Origin of the sequence: Sphingobium agri, assembly GCF_023051225.1 — a bacterium.
Classification (GTDB): Bacteria; Pseudomonadota; Alphaproteobacteria; order Sphingomonadales; family Sphingomonadaceae; genus Sphingobium; species Sphingobium agri.
Map to the genome: position 1 here is coordinate 171063 of NZ_JALKHS010000018.1, position 13340 is coordinate 184402.

Genomic DNA, 13340 nt, shown 5'->3' on the forward strand with positions numbered 1-13340 from the left:
TTCCCCGCTCCCGCAAAAAGCCCGGCGGCTGTCAAGTGACGCCAGGCTGATCTAACTTGCGGTGTAGCTAATATAAATGAATGTATGATTGAAATGCCCACAGGAGGCGGATTGTTCTCAATGTGCGGGGCAAGTGTTGGCACAGGATCAACAAAGATGCTGACATTATGCTTTTGAGAGCAAGCACTTCCGCTTGGAGGTTATGATTACCCCGAAGCCAATTGTCCTGCGAGTGGAACCGAACAGCATCGTCTAGATGTGGCAAAAACAGGCTGCTCCGTTCAAATAGCGGCGGCCTTGATCGTCCCGATGGCGGCTTCTCGCGGCGCGATCGCCTGCTGAGCGGTCCGTTCCCATTGAGCAAGGATGCGATCGATGGTGAAGCGCTGGGCTGCGATCCGGGCGCCTTCAGAAAGGCGCTGCCTTTGATCCGGGTCGGCGGAAAGTGCCGCAATGGCAGCGCCAAGAGCGGCAATATCGCCGTCGGGAACGAGGAGGCCGCTGATGCCGTCCGAAATCATCTCCCCAGGACCCCAGCGGCAATCGAATGATATGACCGGGACGCCTGCCGCCATGGCTTCGCCGACGACGATGCCCCAGCCTTCGAAGCGGGAGGAAAGGACGAAGATGTCGGCATCGCGAAGCCATGCGCCATGTTCCTGCGTGACGCCCGGCAATGTTACGCGGCCCTGTAGGCCAAGCGCATTCCTTTGCGCTTCCAGCCGGGCGCGTTCGGGGCCTTCCCCCCAGATGGTAAGCGACCAATCCGCGATATGCGGCGCAGCTCTGGCGAAGGCGTCGAGCAACAGGTCGAAGCCCTTTTGCGGTACGAGGCGGCCGACCGCGACGATCCGCCTGCCATTTGGCCGCAACCCATCGAGATGGACCGGAGCATAGGTGGGATTGGGGATGACCCACTGGCGCTGGCGCATGACCTTGGGGAAATAGCGCATCGCGCCTTCCGTCATCGTCACCAGCCCATGGGCGCGGGCATAGGCATAGCGGCGCAAGGCCGACCAGAGCGCCCCAGGATATTGCAGGGCGGGATTGTTGCGCTCCGACACGATGACGGGGATGCCGAGCGGCCTGGCGGCAAGCACGCTGACGACGTTGGTCCGGGTGAGGAAGCTGATGACGAGATCCGGGCGGCTGCCCGCCAGCGCCCGCCGGAGAGCGGCGATACGACCGAACACGGCAAGGGCGGATCGCAGCACCGGCATGCGGCCGACGGGATGACCCAGCTGAATGACGCTGACCGCTGGATCATGGGCATAATAGGGCGGCGTCCCCGGTTCTTCGAAGGCAAAGAGGCTGACCGACCAGCCTGACCGGCTGAAATGATTGCAGAGCAGGCTGACGATATGTTCCGATCCGCCCGCACGGAGCGCAGGCAGGACGAAGGCGATATGCGGCTTGCCGTGAACCGGTTTTGTCATGCGGTCACAGTGGGGCCGTCACAGCCGAGATTCCATGTCGATTGGGGATGATATCCCGATGGACGGGGGCCAACGCGGGATTGCCATTCCGGCGAATATCGGACGAAGCTCTTCACGCGAATGATTAGTCCACCGCGTCCCGCCATGCCTGGAACATCAGGATGCCCCAGAGATGATGGTGCCAGTTGCGGACGCCCGACTGATGCTCCCGCCATTTTCGGTCCACCACCTTCGGATTGAAATATCCTTCTTCGGCCAATCGAGCAGGGTCGAGCAGGTCGCCCGCCCATTCACGCAGGGGCCCCCGCAACCAGTCATCCAGCGGAACGGCAAAGCCCATTTTCGGCCGGTCGATCAGCTGCTTTGGAACATGGCGGTAAAGCAGCTGCCGAAGGAGATATTTGCCGACGCCGCCCCGTACCTTGAAGTTGTAGGGAAGGGTCCAGGCAAATTCGAACAGGCGATGATCGAGAAAAGGCGCCCGCGTTTCGAGGCTGCAAGCCATGGCTGCCCGGTCGACCTTCACCAGAATATCGTCGGACATATAGTGACAAGTATCCTCCAGCATCTGATATTCAATCAGGTTGCCCGATGGGACATCGCGGGGCGGGCCGTACTCCAGCGGCTCGTCTATGCCTTCCATCAGATCCGATGGAGACCACAGGCTGGTCATTTCGCGGCAGAAGCTTTTCTGGTCGGGCGCTGCGATGACGTTCGCGCCCTTGTGAAGCTTGTCCCCGGGATGCGCCCATCGCTTGTGCGCGGGCATCAGCGGTTCGGCAAAGGCATAGAGCCGATCCCATTGCTGTTCAGGAACCGATTGCACCAATTGGCCAGCCATGCGCCGCACCATACGGGGGATGCGCGCCGTGTGCCGCCACAGCCCTGCAGCCATGAAATAGCGGGCATAGCCGCCGAATAGCTCATCACCCCCGTCGCCCGACATGGCGACGGTAACCTGCTGCCTCGCCAGCCGCGTCACCAGCGTGGTGGGAATTTGCGAAGGATCGGCAAAGGGCTCATCATAGATAGCGGGCAGATCGGGGATGACGGCCATGGCGTCGGCCGGAGACACCATGAGTTCGGTGTGATCGGTGCCCAAATGCCGGGCGACCGCAGCGGCATGTTCCGCCTCATTATAGTCCGCCTCGTGGAATCCGATCGAGAAGGTCCGGACGGGCTGCGACGATTGAGCCTGCATCAACGAAACGATGACGGAGGAATCGACCCCACCGGACAGGAATGCGCCCAATGGGACATCTGCAACCATCTGCCGCCCGATCGCGCCGCGCAGCAGGTCTTCGAGCGCATCGGTGGCGTCCGCTTCGTCCCCGGCGAACGGCATCTGGCGCTGGCGGGCGACTGCGTCGGCGGCGAGCCAATAGGGCTGCGGATCGGGCGTCACGCCCCTCTCCAGATCCTGCATGCTGATCTTGAGCCAATGGCCGGGCAGCAGCTTGCCGATGCCCTCATAGACGCTGAAAGGCGCGGGAATGGCATTGTGACGCAAATAAAGCGCGAGCGCGCGCCGGTTCAGCGGGGCGTTGAAGCCGGGCAGGCGCCGCAGCGCCTTCAGCTCCGACCCGAACAGGAAAACGCCCTTGTGCCACCCATGATAGAGCGGCTTCTCGCCGAACCGGTCGCGCGCCAGGTAGAGGCATCGCTCCGCCCGATCCCAAAGAGCGAAAGCGAACATGCCTGTGCTCTGCCTCAGCGCCTTGTCGAGCCCCCAGGCCTCGACTGCGGCGAGCAGCGTCTCCGTATCGGAATGCCCCCGCCATTGGGGCGCAAGGCCTTCCCGCTCCAGTTCCCGGCGGATGTCGGCATGATTGTAGATCTCGCCATTATACACGATCACCCAGCGCCCGCCTGCCGACTGCATCGGCTGATGTCCCGCAGCCGACAGGTCGACAACGGCAAGCCGACGATGCGCCATCGCGATGCCCGCTTCGTCATCATGCCAGCTTCCCCCGTCATCGGGGCCGCGATGCCTTATGGCGTCGTTCATGACAGGCAGGCTGTTTTTGAGGAGGGAGAAATGCTGGCGGCTCCAGCCGCCGATCAAGCCACACATGCTGTTTGCATCTCCCTCAGGTCCGGGTGTCAGCAGCGCGCACGTCCGTCGCGACTGGTTATCATTCGTCCGGCACAATGAAGGCGCAGCAAAGCCGAATCCACGGCCCTTCCGGATATACCCCCTTGGAACATCTCGATTATCGTGGAACGCCCGCCAACTTCGGGCTAATCCCGATTGGCAGGCCTCATATCCAAGAGCCCACTTTCTGCCCCAGCGCTAAATTGTAGATTTTTCTACACTATCCGGTGCGGGAGAAAGTATGAAAGTCCTCCACGTCATTACCGCCCTGAACGTGGGGGGCGCGGAAACCATGCTCGCCAAACTGGTCGAGCATGAGCGCATGCATGGCTTTGCCGTCCAGTCATCGGTCGCGTCACTGATGCCGCCCGGCGCTGGCGCGGATCGTATCAGGGCCAGCGGCACGCCCGTTCATGATTGCGGCCTGACCGGCCCGCTCGCCCTGCTGCCCAGCCTGTTCCGCCTGCGCGCGGTCGTCCGCCAGGTACAGCCCGACCTGATCATGGCGTGGATGTACCACGCGCACATCGCCGCCACGCTGGCCAACGGGCTGATGCCCCGAAAAATCCCCCTGATCTGGAACGTGCGCCATAGCATCGACGATATCCGTCAGGAAAAGCCCGCGCTGCGAGCGGTCGTGCGGACGGCAGCCCTGCTATCCCACCTGCCCCACTCGATCATCTACAATTCGCATGCCGCCGCCGGACAGCATCAACGGCTCGGTTTCCACGCGCGCCATGCAATGGTGATCCCGAACGGCTTCGACCCCGATCTCTTCCGCCCTCGCGAAGGCGCGCGCGAGCAACTCGCCGCCAAACTCGGCATTGATCCCGGATCGCTGATCATCGGGATGGCGGCGCGCAATCATCCGATGAAGGACGCCGCCAACCTGGCGGAGGCAGTGCTGATTGCCAGGCAGTCGGGTGTCGATGCCCACCTCATCCTGACGGGCGAAGGGATGGATCGGCCGACGGGGCGGCTGGCGGAGCTGCTGGAGGCGCTCCCTTCCGATCGCGTGACACTGCGCGGCCATGATGGCTCACTCGCGGAACTGTTACAGGGCCTCGATCTCCTCGTCCTTCCATCGGCATGGGGCGAAGGCTTTCCCAACATTCTGGGCGAGGCGATGGCTTGCGGCATAGCCTGCATCGCGACGGATGTGGGCGACAGCGGATGGGTGCTGGGCGATACCGGCATCATCGTTCCCCCGCGCGATGCGGCGGCTCTGGCGGACCGCATCGTCACCCTGGACAGGATGGGGCCGGACGGGCGCCGTCAACTCGGCGCCGCTGCGCGCGCTCGCGTGAAGGAGAGATTTTCCATGAGCAGGATCGCCGGGATGTACAGCGATCTCTACCGGAGCGCAGGCGGCGCCGGCACCCCTCGAAATTTGTTTCAGGCCGGTATCGGCCCGGCGCAGGTGATGTGATGGATCAGGTTCTGCCAGCCTTCAGCGCCAGCCCGTCCGACGCCAGACCCGCACCGCGCGATATCTGCGCTGGTCCGGCCCGCATCTGCTTCCCCTTTGCCGGAGGCGTGGTGGGCGGTAGCCATATCTCGACGCTCAAGCTCATCCAGCGCCTCGACCGGACACAATTCACGCCGCTGATAGTGCTGCATCATGGCGCGGGGCAATGCGCCGAACTGCTCCGGAAGGAAGGGCTCGAATTCATCACCCTGCCCCGCCGCTTCCTGGGCAAGTCTTCGGGTGTGCCGCCACTTGAAGGGGGGCGTGCGCTCATGAGCGCCCTGACGGACCAATGGAGCCTATGCCGCTTCCTCAAGTCCCACGACGTCAGGATCGTTCATACCAATGAAGGTCCGATGCATATTTCCTGGGCGCTGCCCGCGCGCCTCGCCGGGGCAAAGCTGCTCTGGCACCATCGCGGAACATCCAAGGCGCGAGGCGTGCGGTATATCGCGCCGTTCGCCGCCAACCGGATCGTCGGCGTGTCGGCTTTCGCCCTGTCCGAGGTACGCCGCATCACCGCAGCCGCGCGGGAGACGGCGGTGGTGTATAGCCCGTTCGATACGCACTGCGAACCGATCGACAGGGCAGAAGCGCATCATCGCCTGACATCGGAACTGGGGCTCGACCCGGCGACACGGCTCATCGGCTTTTTCGGCAATCTGGTGGGAAGCAAGCGGCCAGACATGTTCATCGACATGATGGCATGCGTTGCAAGGATGCGGCCCGATCTGCCCGTGGTAGGGCTCATGTTCGGCTCTCCCCTGATCGATGGGATCGAAGCCCGATTGCGCCAGCGGATCGAAGCGCAAGGCGTCGCCGCCCAGGTGCGCTTGATGGGCTTTCGCTATCCTTCGGAAAGGTTCATGGCGGGATGCGACATTCATGCGGTGACGGCAGTCGGTGAACCCTTCGGCAGAACCTTGATCGAAGCCATGTTGCTGCGCACGCCAGTCGTGGCGGCTGCATCCGGCGGCAATCTGGAAGCGATCGAGGATGGAGTGAACGGGCTGCTCGCCAAGGTCGACGATCCTGATGCCATGGCGTCGACTCTCATCTCTCTGCTGGATTCGCCGGAGCAGGCTGCAAGGATAGCGGCGACGGCAGCGGCCCAGGCCGTCGAGCGATATGGGGTTGATCGCCATGTGACCGAGATCAGCGCGATCTACCGGTCGCTGCTTGCGGACGAACGCCAGGGAAAGCACAAGTCGTGGTAAGCCAGAATGCGACCGCGGTTCTGGGCGTCAGCATTGCCACCTTGCTGATCACGCCATTCGTCGCGCCGCCCGACTTGTTCAGCCTTCAGACCGGACAAGGCGCTGACAGCGATGTGAATGGGTCATCGGTACTGCCCGAAGTGGCGGGCGCGGAAGCCTTTCCGGGAGCCGAGGGCTTCGGCCGCCGTTCGCGCGGCGGACGCGGCGGCAGGATCATGCCCGTGACGACGTTGGCGGACCATGGCCCCGGGTCCCTGCGCGAATGCATAGATGCCAAGGGACCGCGAACCTGCATTTTCCGGGTAAGCGGCGTGATCCGCTTCACCACCCAGCGCCCAACGATCCGCAATCCATTCATCACAATCGCAGGGCAGACTGCGCCTGGGGGCGGAGTAATCATCACCCATGGCGGCGGAGAGGACGGCTTTACCCCTATTGTGGCCAAGGACACCCATGATGTTGTCATCCGCCACATTCGTGTTCGTACCGACCTCAATGGTGTTCATCGCGGCAGCAATGGTTCTTTCACCTTCGAGAACAGCCGCAATGTGATATTCGATCATGTCAGCGGCGCCTGGGCCCAGGACCAGATCATGACCGGCTTCCTCTTCAACGACAATATCACCATTTCCAATTCGATCTTCACCCAGGGCATTCCCAAGCACGACAAATGCGCACTGCTCGCCTCTCATCCGGAAAAGCCACAGAAGATCAGCTTCATCCGCAATATTTGCGCGCATAATGGTGACCGTAATCCGGACGTGAATTTCATGCCCGGCTCCTGTATAGAGATAGTCAACAACCTTCTTTACAATGCGCAATCCCAATTCACCGAAGTTCATGAGAGCTTTGGAGGTTCAGCGGTCAATCTCGTTGGCAATTATTACAAAAGAGGACCCAATAGCAGGGACGATATCGCTGCGGTGGATCGCGTGGTTTATGACAATCCGGGTATATCTCAGGTCTTCCTGGAGGGTAACAAGCTGGACCGTGTTTCGCGGCTCAACACCAAGGATGTCGACATCGCCCTGGTGAAGCGCCCGGCATGTCCTTTGAGCGTCCGGGTGATCTCAGCTGATGAGGCCTATGCCCAGGCCTTGGGAGGCGCGGGGGCTTTTCCGCGCGACGCATTGGACCTGCGGACCGTGTCCGAAGTGCGCGAGCGCAAGGGCACGATCCTGCAGGATCCTGCAATGCAGGCGGGCCCTCGCCCCTTACCGGCGATCGCGCCGGGCATGCCCTATGCCGACCTGGACGAGGACGGAATGGCGGACAGTTGGGAACGGGTCAACGGCATGGATCCCAGGAAAAACGACGCTTGGCAGGATGCCGATCATGATAAATGGCTGAACCTGGACGAATTTCTCGATTTCGCCCATCGCGAGGTCATGGCCGGTCGGCAGATCCGCTGACGCTTCTGCCCATCAATATTGCAGGCGGATTTCCGCGCCGAGGATAGTGCGATCGAAATCGTCGAACGCTCTGCTGCTATCTCGGTTTGCAATACGGCCAGTCAAGGCGAAGGAAATATTGCGGTTCAGCAGATATTCGATTTCGGCCACGCCCGCAATGGTGCGCTCCTTCTGGCTGGTGCCGATAAAGTTGCTGCGGCGGTACACAACGGAAGCTTGCCAGCGTATGTTATGGTATATTTCATTCTGTACTCCCAACCGCACGCGCGTGTCGGTTCGCGACTGCGCGCCGTTCCGGACCGTGGCGACATCGCCCCGGAAACCGTCGAGCGTAACCGCCCAGCGCGGCGCAGGCGTGTAGATGAGCCCCGCCGACACGGAAAGGCCGGTCCGGCTGTCGAACCGGGGATCGTCGGGATTGAAGCGGAACACGCCGACCGCCGCCTCGCCGCGGATCAGCCCACCCGGTTCCAAGGAGATGCCGCCGCGCGCGCCATAAGTCTTGGAGTCGCGATCGACACCCGACGCATCTACAGCCAGCCGGAAGTTTCTGGCGGTGTAAAAGGCCTCGCCAAAGACGTCCATCATTCCGCTGAGCCGATAGCCGATGCGGGCGGAGCCGGAATATTGATCATAGTCGCGCTCGGCATCGACCGAGGCAAGCGCATTATTCTTGAGCGCACTCCCCTTCACCCCGACGGTGAAGCGAGCGCCGCGATGCGTATAGCCAAGGTCGCCCTGCCATATGTCATATTTGCGCGGCGGGGTGCCGGTTCCAAGCCGTGCTTCAGGTTCACCCCGGTCTTCGACCAGCCGTGTCCAGCCAACATTGGCGCTGATCGCGTCGCTGCCCGACAGATTGTATACACCGCCGAGGCTTGCGTTGATGCCTTCGGAGTTTTCAGACTCATTTTTGAAATAGCGCCGAACGACGCCCCGCGCCTGTGCGGATAGCTGGAACTTGTCGTCACTCAGTCGCAGGTTAAGCCAGGGTGAGATGGTCAGGCGCTCGTCATCGATCTTGTCCGAAGGCAATGCGTAGATGTTGGAATCATATTCCAGCCGGACATCCGCACCGAGATAAGCCGAAATCCTCCCCAACTGGACTGCTTTTGCCTCATATTCTTCGGGTGTTTCCAGCAGCGGCGTGGCCCTGTCCAGTTGCTGAGCGGCCGCTGGCAATGCGGTCCCCGCAAGGATGATGCAGGAGCAGAATGGGAGGAGGCGTGCTGCTGTCAAAACCATTTCTCCACGACTTTGATGGTGTCACCCGGTTGGATCGGCGTATTTTCGGATGCCTTGGCGGTGGATGCCTGCCCATCCACCTGACGGATGATGGCGACAGTGTTCTTGTTGGCGCGGAAGGTGTAGCCGCCGGCCACCGACACAGCCGTGACGACAGTCATGCCCGGCCGATAAGGATATTCACCCGGGCTGCGCACTTCGCCAAGAATATAGATGGGACGCAGCTTCACAGGCTGAATGCTGACGGCAGGCGACACCATCAGCCTCTTTTCCACCAGCAGGGCAGCGACCCGCTGCTCCAGTTCGGGTATCGTCGAGCCCTTGACCGGAATCCCGCCCATCAGCGGCAGCGTCAGTTCTCCGCGATCGTTGACAACGAAAGCCGTGCCGTTTTCGATCTCCGTCAGGCCGGGGATGATGACGCGAAGCTCATCGCCCGGCCCTAACCTGTACTGATCAGCGTTAGCGGTGGAAACGGCGGGCAGGCCACCGACCGAGCCTGCACAGGCCGAAAGGGCCAGCATGAGGGAAATGCCGAAAGACTGGACGATCCGCATGACCACCTCCCATATCTCTGACCATCTCTGGCCATTTTGTTTCAGTTTCAGAACAGAAATAAGTTCAAGTCAATTGCTGCTGTATAGTTGCTTGTTCAGTAACGATAATTTCCCGCCTTCATCGCCAACTGCTTCCAGCAACGTCTCGATCATGAAGTGCATCGCCGCTTCTCCTAGAAGATGGTCCACCGGCAGCATGAGACTGCGCTCGCCTATCTCGGCAGCGACGGGGAGCGGCCGCAGATTGGGATAGGCGCTGTTGCGCACCGCCAACTCGCGCGACATGTCCGGGCAGGAACCCGTCCCCGCCGGAATGCCGCGCCGCGCGAGCGCCGCGATCACCTCGGATCGCGCCACCGCTGGATCGAGCAGCAGATAGAATTTATAATAGGCATGTTCGACCCCGTCGGGCACCTGCGGAAGCGCGATCAGCGGGTGCGCGCCCAAGCCTTCGCGCAGGAGGGCGGCGTTGGTGCGGCGGCGGGCCAGCCAGGAAGGCAGCTTGCGCAGCTGGGCCCGGCCGATCGCGGCCTGCATCTCCGTCAAACGCCAGTTGGTGCCGAAACTTTCGTGCAAATAGCGGAAGGCATTGCCAGCCGAAGGCGCGCTGAGCATCGCGACATTCTTGCCATGGTCCTTATAGGCCCAGGCTCGTTCCCAATGGGCTTCATCCTTCAGCAGCAGCATGCCGCCCTCGCCACCTGTCGACATGATCTTGTCCGTGCAGAAGGAAAAGGCGGAGGCATGGCCGAAGGAACCCGCCATCTTTCCCCGGATCGCCGCGCCATGCGCCTGGGCACAGTCCTCGACCAGCCACAGGCCATGTCGATCCGCAATGGCCAACAGCCCGTCCATGTCGCATGGCCAGCCCGCCAGATGCACGCACAGTATCGCCCTTGTCCGCTCATTGATCAGCGGGATGACGGCGGCGGGATCTATGGTGTGGCTATTCCGGTCTATGTCGGCAAACACCGGCACCGCCCCGACAGCAGCTACTGCCGAAGCGCTCGCGAAGAAGCTGCGCGCAGGCACGATCACCTCGTCGCCCGGCCCAACGCCCAGAGCGCGAAACGCGAGCTCCAGCGCGAGCGTGCCGTTCGCCAGCGATATGGCGTGCGGCATGCCGCAATAGTCGGCAAACTCCCGTTCGAACGCGCGGCACTCATCGCCATGCACCAGCGAATTGACCCGACCGCTTTGCAATACATGGACGACTGCGTCGATCTCGTCCTGCTCATATTGCGGCCAGCGCTGCTCGGGCGGCGGGAACGGCGCAGCCAAAGGCGTCGCGCCACTGATTTCACGATTTTGGACAATCTGGTTCATCGACTTCCAGCCCTCACGCTGATCTTTGGGACGGCTGCCAGCCGGAGCGTCTGGAGCGCAGTCCGTCATTCATTCGCAGCCTTGCCCACAAGATCGATTTCGCGGGTCAGTTCGCGCAGCGTCTTTGCCCAGGTGGATTGGGCGGGCGCGCGCAGCAATTCCTTCATCAGGTCGCGAACCCCATCCTCATCATGGGCATGGATCAGGCTCGCCAATTCGGTGAACGCGTTGACCAGCTTTTCCAGCGGCACGGGGCAAGGACTGGCCTCGATCACGCCGGGAATGGTGGAGCGAAGCTGTTCCTCGGTCGTGTCGAACAGTTCCTCGTAGAGCTTCTCGCCCGGGCGCAGGCCGACGAACTTGATGGGCACGTCGATGTCCGGACGCAGCCCCGCAAGGCGGATCATCCTGCGCGCGATATCGACGATCTTGATCGGCTCACCCATGTCGAGGACGAAGATCGTGCCGCGGTCGATATTCGTTTCCATCGCGCGGGCACTGCTCTGCAGGATGAGCTGCACAGCTTCGCCGACGGTCATGAAATAGCGCTTGATGTCAGGATGCGTGATGGTGAGCGGCTTTCCGGCGGCCATCTGCTGTTGCAGCAGGGGCACGAGCGAGCCGCTGGAACCCAGCACATTGCCGAACCGGACGGTCATGAAGCGCGGGCTGTCGGGATCGCACTGACCAATGAGGTCGAGCGCCTGGCAATAAAGTTCGCCCAGGCGCTTGGTCGTGCCCATGACACCGACGGGATTGACCGCCTTGTCGGTCGACACCTGGATCATCGCAAGCGCGCCATAGGCGCAGACCGCATCGGCGACGTTGCGCGTGCCAAGCACATTGGTGTGTGCGCCTTCGCACGGGTTGGCCTCGACGATCGGCACATGCTTGAGCGCGGCCGCATGGAAGACGACCTCCGGCTGATGGCGCTCGAAGACGTCATTGAGCGCCGCGCGATCACGGATCGAGCAGAGTTCAGGGCGGCAGATGACCTCGGGAAACTTGTCCCGGACCTGCATCTCGATCGTGTAGAGATTGAACTCCGAATGGTCGAGCAGCACGATCTCCGCTGGGCGGAAGGTTGCGATTTGGCGCACCAGCTCGCCGCCGATCGTGCCCCCTGCCCCAGTGACCAATATCCGACGGCCACGGATCAGCCGGTCGACGATATTGCGTTGGAGGGACACTTCGGGTCGTCCAAGCAGGTCGGCGAGCTCGAACTGCTTTATCTCGATGCGCGGTTCCCCATCCTTCGTTTTCTGCAGGTCGTTGGCATGGGCGACGGTAAGGTCGCACTGGTCCGCCAGCTTGACCAGATGGGAAAAGGAGCGGCGCGGCATAGCCTTATCGCCGCGGATGACCAGACTTTCCGGCTTCAGCCCGCGTGTCGCCAGCGTCTCGACGATCTGGGGCAGCTTGTCGGGTGACCCGAGCACGGGGACACCCGCGATCTGCAGCCTCGTCTCGCGGCTGTCGAAGGTGAGAGCACCCACGACATTGAACCGGTTCGTGCGTTCGGCGCGCAACATGTCGATGAGCGACCGGATCCAGTCGAGTTCGCCGAGCAGCAGGATATTGTGGCTGCCGCCTGGCGGGACGATATGGGCAAGCGCAAATTCGCGCAGGCCACGGCGCACCGTTCGCACGCCGATCATGGCGACCAGCAGCAGGGCTGAATGCAGCAGAGCAAAGCCGACCGCCTCCAGCGGGGCAGCCCTGATCTTGGCGGAGAGGATCAGGCACATCCCCCAGGCGGCCGCCGCGCCTCCGGCCACCGCCGTCGACAAGGTGATGCCGTCGCCAAAGGAGAGGAAGCGCCAGCTCCGCCAATAAAGGCCCGTCAGGCAAAGGGTGAACACCGCCACCAGGCTGAAGAAGAACATGAGGCTGGGGCGATCATGGAAGGCCGTCGAAACCGTCCCCGGCATCGTCATGACCACCGCAAGCAAGGTGATCAGGATCAATGATGCATCGATCAGCATCAGCGCTGCAAAACGCGCAGGACCAGGGAAGCCGGTCGGCCGTGTCAGCAGATCATGGAGCAATATCGCCCAAACCGGCGCGCCTGCGGGCACATTTTCCCGCAGGTCCACGCCGTCGTCGAGAATTGGGTCAGATCCAGCGGGCGGTGCGCTCGCATCCATAGCAAAACCCTTGCGGTTCAAGAAAAGACCTTCGACGATCGCGCACCGCATAGGTCGAAGACATCTTCGCGGCATGCAGAGCGTGATCGTTCAAGTCACCGCCAAACGGTAACGACTTGGGTTTCGCCCGCAATGAACCAGACAGCTATCATCCCTAGTGGCAGAAAATGGGCGCCAGCGATGGCCGAAGGAGCAGAATTCCCGGCGCTGGCAGCCCGAATGATTTACCGGATGAGGTCGGAGTAAATCTTTTGGCTAATTGACAGCAGCCCACGCGGTGTTGGCACCGCGATCTTCCGAACGCCAGGATGCCCGAATAAAGCCAGTGGTCCTTTGATGCTGTCACAAACGAATCGGACATTTGGTCTATGCCGCCCGGTCATGTTGCAGCGAAAATGGAATGCGGCACATGATTTCAACCATTTTGCCAAATGTGT

The 13340-nt window shown here is 61.8% G+C and carries 9 protein-coding genes; 3 read left to right on the plus strand and 6 right to left on the minus strand.

Features of this window, described 5'->3' with window-relative positions:
- Positions 1-281: 281 nt before the first annotated feature.
- On the minus strand, positions 282-1436 hold the full coding sequence (locus MU848_RS16430; protein ID WP_247234239.1) for a glycosyltransferase family 4 protein: 1155 nt from the start codon (positions 1434-1436) through the stop codon (positions 282-284).
- Positions 1437-1560: 124 nt separating this feature from the next.
- Positions 1561-3510 carry an asparagine synthase (glutamine-hydrolyzing) gene (gene asnB, locus MU848_RS16435; protein WP_247234241.1) on the minus strand — a complete coding sequence of 650 codons (1950 nt, stop codon included), beginning with the start codon at positions 3508-3510 and terminating at the stop codon, positions 1561-1563.
- A gap of 262 nt (positions 3511-3772) precedes the next feature.
- Here asnB and MU848_RS16440 point away from each other — a divergent pair, with 262 nt between their 5' ends.
- From MU848_RS16440 to MU848_RS16450, 3 genes are read left to right on the plus strand one after another with little or no spacing between them, the layout of a single operon-like run.
- A complete protein-coding gene (locus MU848_RS16440; protein ID WP_247234243.1) occupies positions 3773-4960 on the plus strand; it encodes a glycosyltransferase in 1188 nt (395 codons plus the stop codon).
- Positions 4960-6216: a glycosyltransferase family 4 protein gene (locus MU848_RS16445; RefSeq protein WP_201515195.1), complete on the plus strand. Its 1257-nt coding sequence runs from the start codon at positions 4960-4962 to the stop codon at positions 6214-6216. Before MU848_RS16440 ends, MU848_RS16445 begins: the two co-directional genes overlap by 1 nt.
- Positions 6210-7628, plus strand: a complete 1419-nt coding sequence (locus MU848_RS16450; protein ID WP_247234245.1) for a pectate lyase — start codon at positions 6210-6212, stop codon at positions 7626-7628. The genes MU848_RS16445 and MU848_RS16450 overlap by 7 nt, the downstream gene beginning before the upstream one ends.
- 12 nt (positions 7629-7640) lie before the next feature.
- On the opposite strand, the gene MU848_RS16455 is transcribed toward MU848_RS16450, so the two are convergent.
- The 4 genes from MU848_RS16455 to MU848_RS16470 all read right to left on the minus strand — a co-directional run bounded on the left by MU848_RS16455 (position 7641) and on the right by MU848_RS16470 (position 12903).
- Positions 7641-8873, minus strand: coding sequence for an outer membrane beta-barrel protein (locus MU848_RS16455; protein ID WP_247234247.1), 1233 nt, complete (start codon positions 8871-8873; stop codon positions 7641-7643).
- Positions 8864-9430, minus strand: a complete 567-nt coding sequence (locus MU848_RS16460; RefSeq protein WP_097090774.1) for a polysaccharide biosynthesis/export family protein — start codon at positions 9428-9430, stop codon at positions 8864-8866. Before MU848_RS16460 ends, MU848_RS16455 begins: the two co-directional genes overlap by 10 nt.
- A gap of 69 nt (positions 9431-9499) precedes the next feature.
- Entirely contained in the window at positions 9500-10825 is a 1326-nt protein-coding gene (locus MU848_RS16465) for a DegT/DnrJ/EryC1/StrS family aminotransferase (protein ID WP_247234249.1), read from the minus strand.
- On the minus strand, positions 10822-12903 hold the full coding sequence (locus tag MU848_RS16470) for a polysaccharide biosynthesis protein (RefSeq protein ID WP_247234252.1): 2082 nt from the start codon (positions 12901-12903) through the stop codon (positions 10822-10824). Before MU848_RS16470 ends, MU848_RS16465 begins: the two co-directional genes overlap by 4 nt.
- Positions 12904-13340 lie beyond the last annotated feature (437 nt).

Bases quoted from the DNA above. Each gene is read 5' to 3' on its own strand.
- asnB (WP_247234241.1), bottom strand. From the start codon at position 3,510: ATGTGTGGCTTGATCGGCGGCTGGAGCCGCCAGCATTTCTCCCTCCTC.
- MU848_RS16460 (WP_097090774.1), bottom strand. From the start codon at position 9,430: ATGCGGATCGTCCAGTCTTTCGGCATTTCCCTCATGCTGGCCCTTTCG.
- MU848_RS16430 (WP_247234239.1), bottom strand. From the start codon at position 1,436: ATGACAAAACCGGTTCACGGCAAGCCGCATATCGCCTTCGTCCTGCCT.
- MU848_RS16445 (WP_201515195.1), top strand. From the start codon at position 4,960: ATGGATCAGGTTCTGCCAGCCTTCAGCGCCAGCCCGTCCGACGCCAGA.
- MU848_RS16455 (WP_247234247.1), bottom strand. From the start codon at position 8,873: ATGGTTTTGACAGCAGCACGCCTCCTCCCATTCTGCTCCTGCATCATC.
- MU848_RS16465 (WP_247234249.1), bottom strand. From the start codon at position 10,825: ATGACGGACTGCGCTCCAGACGCTCCGGCTGGCAGCCGTCCCAAAGAT.
- MU848_RS16440 (WP_247234243.1), top strand. From the start codon at position 3,773: ATGAAAGTCCTCCACGTCATTACCGCCCTGAACGTGGGGGGCGCGGAA.
- MU848_RS16470 (WP_247234252.1), bottom strand. From the start codon at position 12,903: ATGGATGCGAGCGCACCGCCCGCTGGATCTGACCCAATTCTCGACGAC.